This window comes from Falsiroseomonas stagni DSM 19981, from assembly GCF_900114315.1.
Taxonomy (GTDB): Bacteria; Pseudomonadota; Alphaproteobacteria; order Acetobacterales; family Acetobacteraceae; genus Falsiroseomonas; species Falsiroseomonas stagni.
On the sequence record NZ_FOSQ01000001.1, the window covers coordinates 1,219,854 to 1,236,223 of the forward strand.

Consider the following 16,370-nt stretch of genomic DNA (forward strand, 5'->3'; position numbering starts at 1 on the left):
GACCCGGAGACACGGTCCATGAAGCGTCGCAACATCCTGGCCGCGCCCGCCCTCGTGGCCGGCGCAGCCGCCCTGCCGGCCGCCGCCCAGGCGCAGCCCCGCATCGTCACCGAGGAATTCATGGTGCCGGCCACTGACGGCCAGGGTGAGATCTTCGTCCGCAGCAAGCGGCCGGAGGGCCTGGCGGCCTCCGCCAGCCGCACCATCCTGTTCGTGCATGGCGCGACCTATCCCGCCCATACCGCCTTCGACCTGCCGCTCGGCGGCCTGTCCTGGATGGACTACATCGCCGGCCGCGGCTTCGACGTGTGGTGCATGGATCTGCGCGGCTATGGCCGCAGCACCCGCCCCGCCGCGATGGCGGAGCCGCCGGAAGCCAACCCGCCCCTGATGCGTGGCGATGCCGCGGTGGCCGATGTCGCCGCCGTGGCCGCCTTCATCCGCCAGCGCCGCGCGGTGCCCCGGATGGTGCACATGGCCTGGTCCTGGGGCTGCTCGCTGATGGCGCGCTACGCCACCGACAACCCCGGCATGGTGGACCGCCTGGTCCTGTTTGCGCCGCAATGGCTGCGCCAGGGCGCGACCCCGGCCTCCGTGGGGGCGGGCGCGCAGCTCGGCGCCTATCGGAGCGTGACGCAGGCCCAGGCCCGCGACCGCTGGATGGCCGGCGTGCCGGAGGCGGCGCGCGCCGGCCTTATCCCGCCCGGCTGGTTCGAGCATTGGTCCGGCGTGACCTGGGCGACGGACCCGGAGGGCATGCGGCGCAACCCTTCGGTGCTGCGCGCACCCAATGGCGTGCTGGCCGACAGCGCGGAGTTCTGGCAGTCGGGCCGGCCCTTCTGGGACCCCGCGCGCGTCACCGTGCCGACCCTGCTGGTGGTGGCGGAGTGGGACCGCGACACGCCGCCCGCCATGGCCACCACCATCTTCCCGCTGCTGACGGCAAGCCCGGGCAAGCGCCTGGTGCTGCTGGGCGAGGGGACGCACACCATGCTGATGGAACGAAACCGCGGCGCGCTGTTCCAGGCCGTGCAGGTCTTTCTCGAAGAAGCGGCGGCCTGACGATCCGCCTGCCCGACGGGCAATGCGTGAACGACATCAAGGTGGTCTATCCCGATGGCCGGTCGCAGGAATGGATGCGCCAGAACACCTGCGCGCTGACGGACATCAACATCCAGTAGCCGGAACGGCCGCGGCGCGCATCGGCGGGCCGCGCCGGAGCTTTCCATGGCACCTCGCCGCCGCCCGCGGCGTTGACAGGCGCGCGGCCCGGCCCCTCACTCCCGATCAAGGCGGTCAACCCGCAGGAGGAGCCCGGCCATGGACGATCACGACCAGACCAAGAAGCCGTTCAAGCTGCGCAGCCAGCGCTGGTTCGACGATCCCCAGGACCCGGGGATGACGTCCCTCTACATCGAGCGGCAGTTGAATTTCGGCATGACGCGGGCGGAGTTGCAGTCCGGCCGCCCGATGATCGGCATCGCGCAGACGGGGTCCGACATCTCCCCCTGCAACCGCCACCACATCGCCCTGGCCGAACGCGTGAAGGCGGGCATCCGCGATGCCGGGGGCGTGCCCCTGGAATTCCCGGTCCACCCCATCCAGGAAACGCTGAAGCGCCCCACCGCGTCGCTCGACCGGAACCTGCAATACCTGTCGCTGGTGGAAATCCTGCACGGCTACCCCATCGACGGCGTCGTGCTGACCACGGGCTGCGACAAGACCACCCCCGCCATGCTGATGGGCGCGGCCACCATGAACATCCCGGCCGTGGCGCTGCCGGGCGGACCGATGCTGGATGGCTGGTGGCATGGTCGCCTGGCCGGTTCCGGCACCATCGTCTGGGAAGCGCGCAAGCGCCTGGCCGCCGGCGAGATCGACTATGAGGGTTTCATTGAAATGGTGGCGGCGTCCTCCACCTCGGTCGGGCATTGCTCGACCATGGGGACGGCGCTGTCGATGAACTCGCTGGCTGAGGCTGTCGGCATGACGCTGACGGGTTCCGCGGCGATCCCCGGGCCGTACCGGCAGCGCGCGCAGATGGCCTACATGACCGGCGTGCGCGCGGTGGAGATGGTGCGGGAGAATCTCCGCCCCTCCGACGTCATGACGAAGAAGGCCTTCGAGAATGCGGTGATGGTCGCCTCCGCCATCGGCGCGTCCAGCAACTGCCCCATCCACATGATCGCCATCGCCCGGCACATGGGCGTGGAGCATGAGCTGGCCGACTGGCAGCGCGTCGGCGCGGAGATCCCGCTGCTGGTGGATTGCCAGCCCGCCGGGCGCTTCCTGGGCGAGGCCTTCTACCGCGCCGGCGGCGTGCCGGCCGTGATGAAGGAACTGCTCAAGGCGGGTATCCTGCATGGCGATGTCATGACCGTCACCGGCAAGACCGTGGCCGAGAACCTGGAAGGCGTCGGTGAGCCCGACCGCGAGGTGATCCGCAGCTTCGGCAAGCCGATGAAGGAGCACGCCGGCTTCATCGTGCTGACGGGCAATCTGTTCGACAGCGCCGTGATGAAGATCAGCGTCATCGACAAGGCGTTCCGCGAGCGTTTCCTGTCCGAGACCCCCGACGTCTTCGAGGGCAAGGTCGCGGTGTTCGAGGGGCCGGAGGACTACCACGCCCGGATCGAGGACCCCTCCCTCGGCATCGACGACAAGACGGTGCTCGTGGTCCGCAACTGCGGCGCCGTGGGCTACCCGGGGGCGGCGGAGGTCGTGAACATGCAGCCGCCGGCCGCCCTGATCAAACAGGGCATCATGGCGCTGCCGACCATGGGTGACGGGCGGCAGTCCGGCACCTCCGGCAGCCCCTCCATCCTCAACGTCACGCCGGAAGCGGCGGTGGGCGGGGGCCTCGCGCTGCTGAAGCATGGCGATCCCATCCGCATCGACCTGAAGGCACGGCGCGTGGACGTGCTGATCCCGGCGGAGGAGATGGAAGCCCGCCGCGCCGCCTGGAAGGCACCCGACCTGCTGCACAAGACACCGTGGGAGGAGATCTACCGCTCCATGGTCGGGCAGCTTGGCACCGGGGGGTGCCTGGAGCCGGCGACGCTGTTCCTGAATATCCTCGAGACGCGCGGCGAGAGCCGCCACAACCACTGACGGCGGGACACGGGACCATGGCTGGAAGACTGGCAGGCAAGCGCTGCCTGGTGACGGCGGCGGCGCAGGGGATCGGGCGCGCCACCGCGCTCGCCTTCGCCGCGGAAGGCGCGATGGTGGTCGCGACCGACCGGGATGTGGCGAAGCTCGCGGACCTCAAGGCGCCGGGGCTGACGACCCGCGCGCTCGATGTACTCGACCCCGGCGCCATCACCGATGCGGTGGCGGCGATGGGGGAGGTCGATATCCTCTTCAACTGCGCGGGCTTCGTGCACCAGAACACGGTGCTGACAGCGACCGATGAGGAATGGGACTTCGCCTTCGACCTCAATGTCCGGTCGATGTGGCGGATGGTGAAGGCAGTGCTGCCGGGGATGCTGGCGCGAAGCCGCGGCACCATCGTCAACATGTCCTCGGCCTGTTCCTCGATCAAAGGCGCACCGAACCGGTTCCTGTACGGCACCACCAAGGCCGCGGTGATCGGGCTGACCAAGTCGGTGGCGACGGAGTACGTGACCCAGGGCATCCGCTGCAACGCGATCTGCCCCGGCACGGTGGATACGCCGAGCCTCGGCGACCGCATCGCCGCCAATGCCGCGGTGGCCGGCAGCGTGGAGGCCGCCCGCGCCGCCTTCGTGGCCCGCCAGGCCATGGGCAGGCTGGCGACGGCGGAGGAGATGGCGGCGCTGGCCACCTACCTCGCCAGCGACGAAAGCGCCTTTGTCACGGGTCAGGCCATCGTCATCGATGGCGGCTGGACCCTGTAGCCTCTTCGCGCCCCCGCAGCTTTCTTCTATAGGCGTCCCCCATGAAGCTCCTCCGCTACGGCCCCTCGGGCCAGGAAAAACCCGGCCTGCTCGATGCCTCGGGCACCATCCGCGACCTGTCGGGCGTAATCCCGGATTTGGCCGGGGATGCGCTCTCCGCCGCTGGCCTCGCGAAGCTGGCGGCGCTGGACCCGGCCAGCCTGCCGGCGGTCCCCGGCAGCCCGCGGCTTGGCCCGCCGGTCTCCGGCATGAAGAACTTCGTTTGCATCGGGCTGAACTACGCCGACCACGCGGCGGAGACGGGGGCGGCCATCCCGAAGGAGCCGATCGTCTTCCTGAAGTCGCTGGGCGCCCTCTGCGGCCCGAATGACGACGTGATGATCCCGAAAAACTCCGTGAAGACGGATTGGGAAGTCGAACTCGCCATCATCATCGGCAGCACCGCCAAGTGCGTGTCGGAGGATGAGGCGATGAACCATGTCGCGGGCTACGCCGTCTGCAACGACGTCTCCGAGCGCGAATGGCAGATCGAGCGCGGCGGATCCTGGGACAAGGGCAAGGGCTGCGACACCTTCGGCCCCCTCGGCCCCTGGCTGGTCACGAAGGACGAGGTGGCCGATCCCCAGGACCTGGCGATGACGCTGGACGTGGACGGGGTTCGGATGCAGGACGGGTCCACCCGGACCATGATCTTCGGCGTCCGGCACCTCGTGCACTACGTCTCCCACTTCATCACGCTTCATCCCGGAGATGTGATCTCCACCGGCACGCCGCCGGGCGTCGGGCTCGGTAAGAAGCCGCCGATGTTCCTCAAGCCCGGGCAGACCATGAAGCTGTCCATCAAGGGCCTTGGCGAGCAGACGCAGCGCACCGTGGCCTACGAATAAGCGACCATCAGGGGAATCGAGAGCATGGCCGACAGCAGCGAGAACGGACGTTACCAGGTCGTCGCCTGCCCGGTGGGCACGGGGATGTTCGTGGTCCTGGTGGACAGCGTGAATGGCCGTTCCTGGAAGCTGAGCTTCGAGGCGAACAACGTCTCCGGCTGGCGGCCGCTGAAGTTCCTGGACCTGAACGCCCCGGCAGCGCCGCCGGCCCCCTGAGCCGATGAGCGACGGCCCGGTCGTCATCTTCGTCGACTTCGCCAACCACGACTTCAGCGCCGAGCGGACCGAGGCGCTGAAGCCGATGGCGGAGGAGATCGGCCGCGCGCCGGGCTTCCTGTGGAAGATCTGGACCGAGGACCGCGCGGCCGGCCGCGCCGGCGGGGTCTATCTGTTCGAAAGCCGCGCGCTGGCGGAGACCTATGTGGAGGCGCACCGCGTGCGCCTGGCGAAGCGCGGCGTGCATGAGATGGTCGCTGAATACCGCACCATCAATCCGGCGCTGAGCGCCATCAACGGCGCGCCGCTCGGCTGATCAGAACTTCGCCGGCCAGGGCTTCTGGCCGCGTTCCTCGGCCAGTTCCTGCAGGCGCTTCAGTATCTCCCGCTTCTCCGGCGTGCGGCGGCGGCCGGAATTCATCATCGCCTCCGCGGGCGGGATGACGGCGCCTTCGGCGATTTTATGACGGATCTGCGCGCGGCGTTCGGCGGGGTTGATGCGATTCATGGTCCCTTCCCGTGAACTGTCGCCAGATCGGCAGTGCCTGCTGTCCGCTCGATGATCCGGCAGTCAAGCCGGGCTTCCTCGATGTGCATGGCCGGTCCAAGCAACAGACCTGCCTGAGCGAGCCCCATTCCCTTGCGCTTGCCGTGATAGGGCGGCGTGTCTGTGGCATCCTGGCGCCACAGCATCACGTCTGCTTTTCTGCCTCGTGCGGCATCATGTACTGGTTCAGCACGGGGCCTTTCCGGACTCTGGCGTTGTTGTCCATGACCCACATCAGTCTACGACGATGAAACCGGAAAACCGAATAGGGCGTTCCCGCATTCGTGCCCGCAATTTCGTTCCAGTCTTGTCTGGCATAAATCTCCAGCGTGGCGCCCGCCCCCGCCCTACCTCCCACAATTTTCCACGCGAATTCATTCTCATTGCCATTTTTCGTGATCAGCGAGCGTGTCAGGTGAGAGTCGCTATTTCCAAAACGCAGTATCTTAAACTGCGTCGGCGAATCCGGAAAGAAAACAAATTTCTGTTCCGATACCGTCAGATATCGTTCCAGCTTCGCTGGGTCGGTCTCGAAGGGGCCTTCACGGAATTCCTGCACATACTGAGCGATGACATGCACGCCGCTCGTGAATCGAAGGCATGTCGAGATCAACGAATAGGCGATCGCCAGGAAGCCGGCTGTGCCGATAATGAAAATCAGGACATACTCGTTGAATTCCTTAACCGTGGCCTGCTTCTGTGATTTCATGAGAAACTCGAAGCCGCGTACGGGCCAATAACAGGCTACGACGAGGATGGCGAAACAAAGGGTCAGGGAAAAATCAACGATCTCGGTCGAATTTTTTCTCAGCTCGGTCGGCTGCGAATGCCAGTCGAACGCTAGGCGAATCATCGATACGATGAGTATCGCGGACAGGAAATCGGCCAGCCTGACAGAGGTATCGATCCTGATGACGCCCAGCACAGTGCTTCCATCGGCTATGGTGACATTGAGGATCCATGTGAGGATGTTGACGATCGCGAGCACCAACACCGTCCGCTTGAGGCGGTGGAAGTCGTTTCCGATCAGTGCTGCATCAAGGCTCATGTCGAACGGGCGGTCGCCAAAGGTTTAGCGAGGGATGACGCTAGCCCGCCATTCTGTCGTCGCCAAGATGTTTTGATATCGTATCCAAAGGCTGATGGTGCGCGCCCATCCGGGGAACGCTACCACCGCCCCCCGCACTCACATCGTCGCGCCGAGCGTCCATGGCGCGAACTCCGCCCCCCCGAAATCATACGCCTCGCTCATCGTCCGCTCCCCGCTCGCCACCCGCAGGATCAGCTCGAAGATGCGCTGGCCGCATTCCGCGACGCTTTCCTCCCCCGTGACGATGCCGCCGCAATTGATGTCCATGTCCTCCGACATGCGCTCATACATCGCGGAATTGGTCGCCAGCTTGATGGAGGGTGCGGGCTTGCAGCCGAAGACGCTCCCCCGCCCGGTGGTGAAGCACACCAGGTTGGCACCCCCCGCCACCTGGCCCGTCGCCGCCACCGGGTCGTAGCCCGGCGTGTCCATGAAGACGAAGCCCTTCGCGGTCACGGGCTCCGCGTAGCGATAGACCTCGACCAGATTGGTGCTGCCCGCCTTGGCCATGGCGCCGAGCGACTTTTCCAGGATGGTCGTCAGCCCGCCCGCCTTGTTGCCGGGGCTGGGGTTGGCGTTCATCTCGGCGCCCTCGCGCTCGGTGTATTCCTCCCACCAGCGCATCAGGCCGACCAGCTTCTCGCCAACCTCCCGCGACACGGCGCGGCGCGTCAGCAGGTGCTCGGCGCCATAGGTCTCCGGCGTCTCGGACAGGATCACGGTGCCGCCATGCCGCACCAGCAGGTCCGATGCCACGCCCAGCGCCGGGTTGGCCGTGATGCCGGAATAGCCGTCGGAGCCCCCGCATTGCAGGGCGATGGTCAATTCGCTGGCCGGGATCGTCTCCCGCACCGCCTGGTTGGCCTCGGCCAGCACTTCGCGGACGAAGGCGATGCCGGCTTCCACGGTCTTCCGCGTGCCGCCCATCTCCTGGATGTCCATGTTCCGCAGCCGCCCGGCCAGGCGCTGTTCCTCCAGCATCGGGCCGAGCTGGTTGACCTCGCAGCCCAGGCCGATGGCGATGACGTGGCTGAAATTCACATGCCTCGCGAAGCCCGCCAGCGTCCGGCGCAGCAGCTTCAGCGGCTCCCCCATCGTCATGCCGCAGCCCGTCTTGTGGGTCAGCGCCACCACGCCGTCGACATTGGGGAAATCGGCGAGCGGATCGGTGCCAGTGAAGGGGTTCTTCTTGAAGGCGTCGGCGATCAGCTCCGCGACATGGGCGGAGCAGTTCACGCTGGTCACGATGCCGATGTAGTTGCGCGTCGCCGCCCGCCCATCCGCGCGACGGAAGCCCTGGAAGGTGGCGGCTGGGGTGACGAATTGCGTCGGCTTCGCATCCACGCCCCAGCCGTAATCCTTGGCGAAGTCGCCCATGGCGCAGTTATGGGTGTGCACCCAATCCCCGGGCTGGATCACCTCCGTCGCGAAGCCGATGATCTGGCCGTAGCGCCGGATGGCATCCCCCACCGCATGGGCGCGCACCGCCACCTTGTGGCCGGGCGGCACGCGGCGGTCCCGCACCGCGACGCCTTCCATCACCGGCGTGCCGGGGGGCAGGCCGATGCGGGCGATCAGGACGGTATCATCGTCGCCGAGGCGGATGACGGGGGGCAGGGTGCGGACGTCCATGGCAGCGTTCCTCTTTGCGCGCAGCTTACGCCAGACGGGGCGCGCGCCAAGTCGGAAGCGCTACGCCGCCGGCCGCATGCCCGCCGGTACCGGCAATTCCCGCACCACCACCCCCGGCAGGCGGGCGGCCAGGGCGGCCAGATGCGCGTGGTGGGTGAACAGGATCGCCTGGGTGCTGGCGCCCAGCCCTGCCAGCAGCCGGAGGCCCGCGCTGGCGCGGCGATCGTCGAAGGTCGCCAGCAGGTCGTCGGCGATGAAGGGCAGGGGCTCCGCCCGCGCGGCCTGGGCTTCCACCGCCGCGACGCGCAGCGCCAGGAACAGCTGGTCCCGGGTGCCCTCGCTCAGCCCGTCCACCGGGCATTCGCTGCCATCGCCGCGCCGGGCACGGATCAGGGTCCGGCGCGCCTCATCCTCATCCACCGTCAGGCCGGCGTAGCGGCCTTCCGTCAGCTGGGCGAAATGCGCGCTGGCGGCGCGCAGCAGCGGGCCCTGGCTTTCCTGGCGGATGCGCTCGATCCCCGCCTGGAGCAGCGTGCGCGCCACATGCAGCCGGGCGTAGCGTTCCGCGGCGTGCTGCGCCTCCGCCAAATGGTGCCGGGCCTCCTGCGCATGGGCCGCCGCGTCCCGCCCTGCTTCCAGGGCGGCGCGGCGGCTTTCCGCCTCCTGCCGCGCGGCGCCCGATGCCGTCAGCCGGTCGCGCAGCGCCGCCTGCTCCGCCTCGATGGCCGCGATCCGCGCCGCCGCCTGGTCGGGGTCCACCGCCTCGGCCTCCGCCCGCAGCGCCTCCTCGGGCTGCCCGTCGCCCTGGCGCAGCAACTCCGCCTCCAGCCCCGCGACGGAGGCAGCCAGCGCATCCCGCGCGGCGGCGCGGCGGATCGCCTCCTCCAGCGCCGGGATGTCATCCGTGCCCGCCTGGTCGCCGAGGTCCCGCAGCGCCGCCCCTGCCGCCTCCTGCCGCGCCAGCGCCTTCGTCACCGCTTCATCCCGTTCGGCGATGCGCTTGCCGAGTGCCGCCACGCTGCCCGCTGCCAGCCGCGCTTCCGCCAGGCGTCGTGCCAGCCGGGCGGCGAGGATCGATGGGGCTTCCGCTGCCTCCCCCGCCGCCGCGCCCAGCGCCGCCGCTTCCTGCCCGAAGGCAGAGAGGGCCGCCTGCATCGCGGCCACCCGCCCCTCATCGTTCCGCCAGGCCCGCGCGGCCTCCGCGATCCGGGTCCAGGCGCCGAGTGCCGCCTCCACCGCCTCCGCCCCCGAACCCTCGGGCAGGGAGAGCGCCTGCGCGGCGGCGCCCCATTCGGGCTCGAACCCCGCCAAATCGGCCGTCGCGGCGCGCAGCCGCGATTGCGCCTCCGTCACCTGGTCCCCGCCCTGGGCCAGCCGGTCCGACAGGCGCCGATGCGCCTGCGCCGTCGCCTCCGCCTGTTCCATCGCATCCAGCGCCAGCGCCAGCAGCGCGGCGAGGGAGGCATCGGGCGCGGCGCCCGGCAGCAGCGGCCGCAGCGCGGCGCGGGCCTGGTCGCGGCGTTCGGTCAGCCCGTCCCGGCGCGCCCGGGCCTCGGCCTGCAGCGCCGCCAGGCGCAGCGCCTCCTCCCGCGCCCGTCGCCATTCCGCCATGGCGGCGGGGGTGTCGGGGGTGATGCCGGCGGGGGACCACAGTGCGGCCCAGGCGGCCTGCGCGGCCGTGGCCTCCGCGCCGGTGGCCTCGATCGCGGTGGCGGCTTCGGCCTGGCGGCCGCGCAGCAGCGCCAGGCGGGCCTGCTTGGCCGCGTAGTCGTTCACGCGCTGGGCGTCGTCGGCGCGGGCATCGGCCAGGCGATCGGCCTCGTCGCGGAGCGCCTCGAAGCGTGGCGCTTCATCGGCCGCGCCATCGCGGAAGGCGGCCCAGGCGGCATCGCGGCGCGCCCGGGCGGCGGCGATCACGTCCCGCGTCGGCACCACCTCGCCGCGCGCCAGATGCTCCACCGCCTCCTCCAGCGCAGCCACCTCCGCCGCCAGGGCGGTGGCGGCGCGGCGCGCGGCGTCCAGCGCCTCCGCGGTGGATTGCAGCCGCGCGCTTGCGGCGTCTGCCATCGGCCGCAGCGGCAGCGGGCAGGCGGCGAGGGCGGCGGCATCGCCGGACCACAGCGGCAGCGCGGCCAGCGCGGCGCTTGCCTGGGCTGTGGCCGCTGCCAGCGCGCGCTCCGCCGCCAGCCATTCCTGCTCCACCTTGCCCTCGGCCTGCGCGGCCTCGATCGCGCGCTTCAGCGGCCCGGCGGCGGGTGGTGCTGGGGCTGCGGCCAACTGCGCCGCCACCAGGTCCCGCCGGCGCGTCGCCTCCCGCAGCGCCTCCTCCGCGCTGCGCAGCGCGGTGGCGTATTCGGTGCGGCGGCGGATCAGCTTCTGCGCGCGGTCCCGCGCGGCGGGGGAGGGGAGGGCATCGCGCAGGGATTCCGGCGGCGCTTCGCTGCCGATCGTCCCCGCGGCCTCCGCCACCGCGGCGCGATACCCCGCCACCTGGCGCAGCACGCCGGGCAGGTCGCGCTCGGCCTCCGTCATCGCCACGCGCTGCGCGGCCAGGGCGTCGATCCGGTCCTGCAGGGCCAGCACCGCGGCATCGGGCGCGATGGCGTCGCGCTCCGCCCGCAGGCGCGCGCCCTCCGCCGCTTCCCGCCGCGCATCCTCCGCCCCCTGGCGCAGCGCGTCCTGGCCGGCGGCCAGGCGGGTGGCGGCATCGGCGGGCAGGCGGGGGGCATCGGCCACCCGGGCCAGTTCCTGCCGTTGCCGGGCGAGCGGCGCCAGGATGGGCAGCACGCGGCGCAGCCGTTGCAGGCGCGCGGCCTCCGCCGCCAGGTCGGCGGCGGCTGTCGTGTCGGCCTCGATCCGCGCGCGGATATCGGCCAGCGCCGCCTCCGCCTCCGCCCATTCGCGCGGGCGGATGGCGGCTTCCTCGGCCTGGCGGCGGGCCTCGTTCCAGGCCTCGGTGGCGACGGACAGCGCGCGGCGGCCGCGGCCATCGCCATGCAGGGCCTTGGCTTCGTCATCCAGGCGCTTGAGCGCGTGGCGGAGATGCGGCAGGCCCATGCCGGCCAGCAGGCTTTCCCCGGCCTCCCCGCCGCTGCCCAGCAGCGCCTCCGCGCCCCGGCGCAGCGTGGCGCTGTCCAGGCCGTGGGCGGTCTCGAACAGCTTGCGGTCGGCGCCGCCCATCAGGCGCAGCAGCGCTTCCTCCGGCACCGCCGTGCCATCGGCGTCCAGCAGCGTGTCGCGCCGTCCCTTGCGGCGGATGAAGGCGCCGCGCCGCCCGTCCCGCGCCGCCACGGTGAAGCCGATGCGCAGCGCCGTGCCCTGGTGCAGGAAGGCGAAGGGGGATCGTTCGGGGAAGCCGAACAGCGCATCGCCGATCGCCGACAGCGCGGTGGATTTCCCCGCCTCGTTCGCGCCCAGCACCACGGTCAGGGCCGCATCCGCCGGGAAGTCGATCCGCACATCGGACAAATGCCCGTAGCGCAGCAGGTCGAGCGTGAGGAGCCTCATCCCCGTTCCTCCGCCGTGATGGCGGCTTCCGCCACCTGCCAGGCTTCCTCGAGCAATCGGCCGAGCCCTTCCTCATCGGCCGGCACATCCAGCGCGTCCCGCCCCGGCGGCGGCACCTTGGCGCGCAGCGCCGCCATCTCCGCCAGCAGCGCCTGCACCCGGGCGGGGTCTGACAGCCCCGCGGCGAAGGCGGCGCGCAGCGGGTCGAGCATCCCCTCCGCCCGGCTTTTCGGCGCCGAGGTCCGCACCCGCACCGCCTCCACCCACAATCGCCCGCCCGCCGCGATGGCGGCGCCGCGGCATTCGGCGGCCAGGCGTTCGCCATCGCTCGCCAGCGCGGCGTGCAGATCGGTCTCCCCGCGCAGTACCAGGCGGGCCAGCACGGGCAGGTCATCGGCCGCCGCGATCGCCTCCTGCACCGCATCGCCGATCCGCCCGGTCAGCGTGACGATGTCGGCGCCTTCCGCATCCACGTCGAGCAGCGCCCAGCGCAGCGTGTCGAGGTTGCGGTGCTCCACCGCCACCACGCGGCCATCCTCCACCGTCACCAGGCTGCATCCCTTGGCGCCGGTCTCCCTGATGTGGCGGCCCTGGATGTTGCCGGGGAAGACGATCCAGGGGCGTTCATGCAGCACGCGCCGCGCATGGATGTGGCCGAGCGCCCAGTAGTCATAGCCCTTCAGCCGCAACTGCCCGGGTTCGCAGGGGGCATAGGTCTCATGCTCGCCGGCATCCTGGGCGGAGGTGTGCAGCACGCCGATATTGAGGCGCCCGCGGAGCGGTTCGCAGTAACTGAGGGAAATATCCTCCGGCACCGCGCGGTTCGGGAAGGAATGGCCGTGCAGCGCCACGCCGAGTTCGGCCACGTCATGCGTCTGGCAGCTGCGCGTGGAGAATTCGCGGACATTGGCGGGCAGGCGCAGGTCCTTGGTGATGATCGACTTCGCGTCGTGATTGCCGCGCAGCAGGAAACACGGGCGCGGTGCCAGGCGCTTCATCTGCTCGGCGAAGAACAGCCCGGTGGAGAAATCCTTCCAGTCCCCGTCATAGAGATCGCCGGCGATGACGATGAAGGCCACGTCCTCCGCGATCGCCAGGTCGACAAGGGCGATGAAGGCGCGGCGCGTGCTGTCGCGCAGCAGGCCGGCGGGGAGGTCCTGCCGTGCGTGCAGGCCGGCGAGTGGAGAGTCGAGGTGGATATCGGCCGCGTGCAGGAATTTCATGCCGGCCCCGTTACGGTGGATTCTCTTGTGTTTTCATCGCGCGGCTTGGCGGCTGGTGCAACCCCGCTATCAAGGGACGCTATCGGCAGGAGGGTTGCGCATGGTTGCGAAGGCGAAGGAGGCGCGCGCCTGGGTCCGCCTGCCATCCGGAAGGCGGCTCGACCTGCTGGCGCCCACCCCCTTCGACTGGACGGATGAGGATCTGGCCACCGGCCTCGCCCGCACCTTCCGCTGGGGCGGCCATTCGGTGTGGCCGGGCGCGCCGCTTTCCGTCGCGCAGCATTCGCTGGCCGTGCTGGCGCTGCGCCGGGCCACGAAGCCCGCGCCGACGCGCGCGGAGGCCAGGCGCGAGTTGCTGCATGACGCGGAGGAAGGGCTGACCAATTTCGACTGCATCTCCCCCCTCAAGCCCTTTCTCGGCCCCGGTTTTCTCCAGTTGCAGGAACGGCTCTCCGCGGCGATCGCCACCCGCTACGCGCTGCCCGCCTGGGAGCCCGAGTCGAAGAAGCTCCACAAGAAGCTCGACATCGCGATGGCGGCGGCGGAGGCGGTGCATGTCGCGGGCTGGTCGGTGGCGGAGGTGCGCGACACGCTTGGCATCCGCGCCGCCGTGATGGCAACGGACCCCCTGGCCGCGATCCATGGCGGCGATCCCTGGCGCCCCTGGCCGCCGGAACTGGCGGCGGAGCGGTTCCTCGCGGAATTGCGCCGGGTCGCCTGAACCCTTGGCAGGCGGCTTCGGGGGGGTTAGTGGGGCCGCATGACCGATACCCTGCCCGACCGCCTCTCCGTCGATCCGCGCAGCCCCTTCTACCAGGAGGCGCTGCTGGCCCGCGGTGTCGGCATCCGCTTCAACGGCACCGAGAAGACCAATGTCGAGGAATACTGCGTCAGCGAAGGCTGGGTGCGGGTGTCCGTCGGCAAGGCCGTGGACCGCCGTGGGATGCCGCTGACGCTCAAGCTCAAGGGCACCGTCGAGCCCTATTTCCGCGACGAGCCCGCGTGACCGTTTGAGAACAGCGGCGGGTCGGTTTCGCCGTTCTTTTCCGCCCTGGGTGCGTTGCAGGGCTTGCCGATGCAACCAGCATCGGCGGCGCCCAGCGCCTTCCCAGGCCGAAAAATCCCTGGCGAACCCTCAGCCGCCGCCATTCCCAAACGGTCACCAAGCCGGCAGCCTGACGCAGCGATCCGCGGGCGCCGGCCGGCAGGCCGCATCCCGCAGCGCCCGCAGGCGGGACGCATCGAGGGGATGGGTCGGCGCCAGCCAGCCGCCCTCGTCATTCTCGTTCCAGGCATAGATCAGCGCCATGCGCGGGGATTGCCCCGCCGCGAAGGCGATGGCGCGCCGAAGATGCGCCGTCAGTTCCGCCGGCGTGGGCGCCGCGTAGAACCGGTCCATCCCCTCGCCGGGCCTTTGCCAGGCTTCCCAGGGGACGGGGTTCTGCACGCGCGGGCGCCGGTCCCAGCCCGTCATCGCCGTCGGCACCACGGGCAGGCCGAGTGCCGCCTGCGCCGCCCAGCCGCGTTCCGCCACCTGCGCCAGCGCCGCATAGGGTGCCGCCCGCGCCCCGGCCTGCCAGGCATAGGCGGAGACGCCATCCAGGCCGAGCAGCGGCACCCAGCGCCGCGCCTGGTCCGGCACCGGCGTCATCAGCACCATGAAGGGATCGCCGGCGCCCGCATCCCGCGCCCGCTGGCGGAAGCCGTCCACCGCCGCGCGCAGCCCCGCAATCCCGCCCCAGGCTTCCACGATCAGGTCATCCGACAGGAAGCCGAGGAAATAGAGCGGCCGCCCGGCCACGCGCTGGCAATCCGGGTCCGCCAGCAGCGCGGGATGGGTGGACAGCGCCTCCCCGGGCGCATCGCGACGGCCCCAGCGCACGGCCTCGCAGACCAGGGCGAACTTCACGCGGTGGCGCAGCGCGCTGGCGCGATACAGTTGGAAACCCGCGCTCATCGATGCCGCGGCCGGGTAGCTGACGAAGGCCCAGTAATCGATCCCGGCCTCCGCCGCCCAGTCGATCTGGCGGTCCATCACCGCCTGGCTCGGCGCCGGCATCCGCACCGGCCCGCCATCCGCCGGCACCTCCGCGAAGAAGGGCGCGCGGTGGCGCCAGGCGGGGGGGCTGAGCGCGCGTTCCACCGCCGCGGTGGGGACGGAGCGCGGCGCATACCAGGCATCCCAGCGGATGGCGCCGATGGCGACAGGCCGCGCCTGCGCGCGGGCCGGCATCGGGAGGGCCGCCAGCCCTGCCAGCAGCGCCCGGCGCGCGATCATCATCCGCGCCAGGGCCAGAGCGGCCAGAAGCGCAGCAGCCCGCCCCACATTGCCCGCCACAGCGGCGGGATCAGCACCCAGCCGAAGCCGAGGATGCCGATCGCCTGCACCAGCAGGTCCCAATTCGACCCCTGCACCACGCTGCGCGCCGGGGCGCTCGGGTCGTAGCGAATCGGAATCCGGGCGCCTTCCGATGGCCATTGCCGCAGCGAGGCGTTCTCCGCCTCCACCACCACGCCGTCGCGCGTTTCGAAGCGCAGCGTGAACAGCGGCACGGGCAGCCAGGCGGGCAGGTCCTCGCCCCGCGTGACCGGCTCCCCATTCGCCTTGCGCAGCGGCACGACGGTCGCGACCGTGGTGTCGGTGCCCTGCCAGATCGTCACCTTCTCCACGAGGCCGGCCGCCATCACCAGCGCGCAGGCCAGCAGCGCCAGCGCGAAGCGCTTGCGGAAATGGGGTGGCGGCCATGCCGCGCCGCCGCCGCGCCGTGCCGTCCAGGGATTGGGCGCCGTCATTGCAGGGGAGACCTGCCCGCGCCGGGCGGCTGCGGTCAAGCAGCGGCCTTGCCAGCGCGACCATTCGGGCTAGGGTGCCGTCGATGGCGGCCTCCGATCCCTTCTGGCGCAGGAAGACCCTCGGCGCGATGACGCGCCCGGAATGGGAAAGCCTGTGCGATGGCTGCGGCCGCTGCTGCCTGCACAAGCTGCGGGACGGGGAGACGGAAGAACTCCTCTGGACCCATGTCGCCTGCCGCCTGCTGGACAGCCAGTCCTGCCAGTGCAGCGACTACGCCAACCGCAAGGCCCGTGTGCCTGACTGCGTCAAGCTGACACCCGCCAAGGTGGCCGCGATCGACTGGCTGCCGCCGACCTGCGCCTATCGCCTGCTGGCGGAAGGCCGCGACCTGCCCTGGTGGCACCCCCTCGTCTCCGGCGATCCGGAGACGGTGCACCAGGCCGGCGTTTCCGTCCGCGGCCGCGCGGTCGCGGAACGGGATGCGGGTGCGCTGGAAGACCATGTCGTCGCCTGGCCGGGCCGCGTGCCCAAGGCGGCGCGGCCGATCCCGCCCCTCAAGCGTGGATCGGATACCGAACTTTGAAGGGAAGGACCCG

17 protein-coding genes are annotated in these 16,370 nt (G+C 70.7%); 9 read left to right on the forward strand and 8 right to left on the reverse strand.

Annotated elements, in window-relative coordinates:
* Positions 1-18 precede the first annotated feature (18 nt).
* The 6 genes from BM041_RS05680 to BM041_RS05705 all read left to right on the forward strand — a co-directional run bounded on the left by BM041_RS05680 (position 19) and on the right by BM041_RS05705 (position 5,297).
* Positions 19-1,062 carry an alpha/beta hydrolase gene (locus BM041_RS05680; RefSeq protein WP_092956637.1) on the forward strand — a complete coding sequence of 348 codons (1,044 nt, stop codon included), beginning with the start codon at positions 19-21 and terminating at the stop codon, positions 1,060-1,062.
* A 258-nt stretch (positions 1,063-1,320) separates the two neighbouring features.
* Entirely contained in the window at positions 1,321-3,111 is a 1,791-nt protein-coding gene (locus BM041_RS05685) for an IlvD/Edd family dehydratase (RefSeq protein ID WP_092956640.1), read from the forward strand.
* Positions 3,112-3,128: 17 nt separating this feature from the next.
* Positions 3,129-3,878 carry an SDR family oxidoreductase gene (locus tag BM041_RS05690; protein WP_092956643.1) on the forward strand — a complete coding sequence of 250 codons (750 nt, stop codon included), beginning with the start codon at positions 3,129-3,131 and terminating at the stop codon, positions 3,876-3,878.
* A gap of 41 nt (positions 3,879-3,919) precedes the next feature.
* Positions 3,920-4,765, forward strand: coding sequence for a fumarylacetoacetate hydrolase family protein (locus BM041_RS05695; protein ID WP_092956646.1), 846 nt, complete (start codon positions 3,920-3,922; stop codon positions 4,763-4,765).
* 24 nt (positions 4,766-4,789) lie between these two features.
* Positions 4,790-4,981 (forward strand): hypothetical protein, encoded by a 192-nt coding sequence (locus tag BM041_RS05700; RefSeq protein WP_092956649.1) that lies wholly within the window; start codon positions 4,790-4,792, stop codon positions 4,979-4,981.
* Positions 4,982-4,985: 4 nt separating this feature from the next.
* Complete coding sequence (locus BM041_RS05705) at positions 4,986-5,297, forward strand: YdhR family protein (RefSeq protein WP_092956652.1); 312 nt, start codon at positions 4,986-4,988, stop codon at positions 5,295-5,297.
* Here the strand turns inward: BM041_RS05705 and BM041_RS05710 are convergent, their stop codons facing one another.
* The 6 genes from BM041_RS05710 to BM041_RS05730 all read right to left on the reverse strand — a co-directional run bounded on the left by BM041_RS05710 (position 5,298) and on the right by BM041_RS05730 (position 12,980).
* Entirely contained in the window at positions 5,298-5,489 is a 192-nt protein-coding gene (locus tag BM041_RS05710; RefSeq protein ID WP_092956655.1) for a hypothetical protein, read from the reverse strand. It abuts the gene before it with no gap.
* A complete protein-coding gene (locus BM041_RS29885; protein ID WP_139225966.1) occupies positions 5,486-5,674 on the reverse strand; it encodes a hypothetical protein in 189 nt (62 codons plus the stop codon). Before BM041_RS29885 ends, BM041_RS05710 begins: the two co-directional genes overlap by 4 nt.
* Positions 5,674-6,576, reverse strand: coding sequence for a hypothetical protein (locus BM041_RS05715; RefSeq protein ID WP_092956657.1), 903 nt, complete (start codon positions 6,574-6,576; stop codon positions 5,674-5,676). The genes BM041_RS29885 and BM041_RS05715 overlap by 1 nt, the downstream gene beginning before the upstream one ends.
* Before the next feature lie 138 nt (positions 6,577-6,714).
* A complete protein-coding gene (locus BM041_RS05720) occupies positions 6,715-8,250 on the reverse strand; it encodes a UxaA family hydrolase (protein ID WP_092956660.1) in 1,536 nt (511 codons plus the stop codon).
* Positions 8,251-8,310: 60 nt separating this feature from the next.
* Positions 8,311-11,757, reverse strand: a complete 3,447-nt coding sequence (locus tag BM041_RS31755; RefSeq protein WP_092956663.1) for an ATP-binding protein — start codon at positions 11,755-11,757, stop codon at positions 8,311-8,313.
* Entirely contained in the window at positions 11,754-12,980 is a 1,227-nt protein-coding gene (locus tag BM041_RS05730) for a metallophosphoesterase family protein (RefSeq protein WP_092956666.1), read from the reverse strand. Before BM041_RS05730 ends, BM041_RS31755 begins: the two co-directional genes overlap by 4 nt.
* A gap of 100 nt (positions 12,981-13,080) precedes the next feature.
* Between BM041_RS05730 and BM041_RS05735 the strand changes: the two genes are divergently transcribed.
* Entirely contained in the window at positions 13,081-13,701 is a 621-nt protein-coding gene (locus BM041_RS05735) for a phosphohydrolase (protein WP_092956669.1), read from the forward strand.
* A gap of 39 nt (positions 13,702-13,740) precedes the next feature.
* Positions 13,741-13,986: a DUF3297 family protein gene (locus BM041_RS05740; protein ID WP_092956672.1), complete on the forward strand. Its 246-nt coding sequence runs from the start codon at positions 13,741-13,743 to the stop codon at positions 13,984-13,986.
* A gap of 153 nt (positions 13,987-14,139) precedes the next feature.
* On the opposite strand, the gene BM041_RS05745 is transcribed toward BM041_RS05740, so the two are convergent.
* Together BM041_RS05745 and BM041_RS05750 are read right to left on the reverse strand one after the other, a co-directional pair.
* Positions 14,140-15,261: a glycoside hydrolase family 71/99 protein gene (locus BM041_RS05745; protein ID WP_139225967.1), complete on the reverse strand. Its 1,122-nt coding sequence runs from the start codon at positions 15,259-15,261 to the stop codon at positions 14,140-14,142.
* A complete protein-coding gene (locus tag BM041_RS05750) occupies positions 15,258-15,773 on the reverse strand; it encodes a DUF3592 domain-containing protein (protein ID WP_092956678.1) in 516 nt (171 codons plus the stop codon). The genes BM041_RS05745 and BM041_RS05750 overlap by 4 nt, the downstream gene beginning before the upstream one ends.
* Positions 15,774-15,856: 83 nt before the next feature.
* Between BM041_RS05750 and BM041_RS05755 the strand changes: the two genes are divergently transcribed.
* Positions 15,857-16,357, forward strand: a complete 501-nt coding sequence (locus BM041_RS05755; protein ID WP_092956682.1) for a YcgN family cysteine cluster protein — start codon at positions 15,857-15,859, stop codon at positions 16,355-16,357.
* Positions 16,358-16,370 lie beyond the last annotated feature (13 nt).

Excerpts from the sequence above, each read along its gene's own strand:
- BM041_RS05680 (WP_092956637.1), top strand. The coding sequence starts at position 19 with ATGAAGCGTCGCAACATCCTGGCCGCGCCCGCCCTCGTGGCCGGCGCA.
- BM041_RS05685 (WP_092956640.1), top strand. The coding sequence starts at position 1,321 with ATGGACGATCACGACCAGACCAAGAAGCCGTTCAAGCTGCGCAGCCAG.
- BM041_RS05690 (WP_092956643.1), top strand. The coding sequence starts at position 3,129 with ATGGCTGGAAGACTGGCAGGCAAGCGCTGCCTGGTGACGGCGGCGGCG.
- BM041_RS05695 (WP_092956646.1), top strand. The coding sequence starts at position 3,920 with ATGAAGCTCCTCCGCTACGGCCCCTCGGGCCAGGAAAAACCCGGCCTG.
- BM041_RS05700 (WP_092956649.1), top strand. The coding sequence starts at position 4,790 with ATGGCCGACAGCAGCGAGAACGGACGTTACCAGGTCGTCGCCTGCCCG.
- BM041_RS05705 (WP_092956652.1), top strand. The coding sequence starts at position 4,986 with ATGAGCGACGGCCCGGTCGTCATCTTCGTCGACTTCGCCAACCACGAC.
- BM041_RS05710 (WP_092956655.1), bottom strand. The coding sequence starts at position 5,489 with ATGAATCGCATCAACCCCGCCGAACGCCGCGCGCAGATCCGTCATAAA.
- BM041_RS29885 (WP_139225966.1), bottom strand. The coding sequence starts at position 5,674 with ATGCTGTGGCGCCAGGATGCCACAGACACGCCGCCCTATCACGGCAAG.
- BM041_RS05715 (WP_092956657.1), bottom strand. The coding sequence starts at position 6,576 with ATGAGCCTTGATGCAGCACTGATCGGAAACGACTTCCACCGCCTCAAG.
- BM041_RS05720 (WP_092956660.1), bottom strand. The coding sequence starts at position 8,250 with ATGGACGTCCGCACCCTGCCCCCCGTCATCCGCCTCGGCGACGATGAT.
- BM041_RS31755 (WP_092956663.1), bottom strand. The coding sequence starts at position 11,757 with ATGAGGCTCCTCACGCTCGACCTGCTGCGCTACGGGCATTTGTCCGAT.
- BM041_RS05730 (WP_092956666.1), bottom strand. The coding sequence starts at position 12,980 with ATGAAATTCCTGCACGCGGCCGATATCCACCTCGACTCTCCACTCGCC.
- BM041_RS05735 (WP_092956669.1), top strand. The coding sequence starts at position 13,081 with ATGGTTGCGAAGGCGAAGGAGGCGCGCGCCTGGGTCCGCCTGCCATCC.
- BM041_RS05740 (WP_092956672.1), top strand. The coding sequence starts at position 13,741 with ATGACCGATACCCTGCCCGACCGCCTCTCCGTCGATCCGCGCAGCCCC.
- BM041_RS05745 (WP_139225967.1), bottom strand. The coding sequence starts at position 15,261 with ATGATGATCGCGCGCCGGGCGCTGCTGGCAGGGCTGGCGGCCCTCCCG.
- BM041_RS05750 (WP_092956678.1), bottom strand. The coding sequence starts at position 15,773 with ATGACGGCGCCCAATCCCTGGACGGCACGGCGCGGCGGCGGCGCGGCA.
- BM041_RS05755 (WP_092956682.1), top strand. The coding sequence starts at position 15,857 with ATGGCGGCCTCCGATCCCTTCTGGCGCAGGAAGACCCTCGGCGCGATG.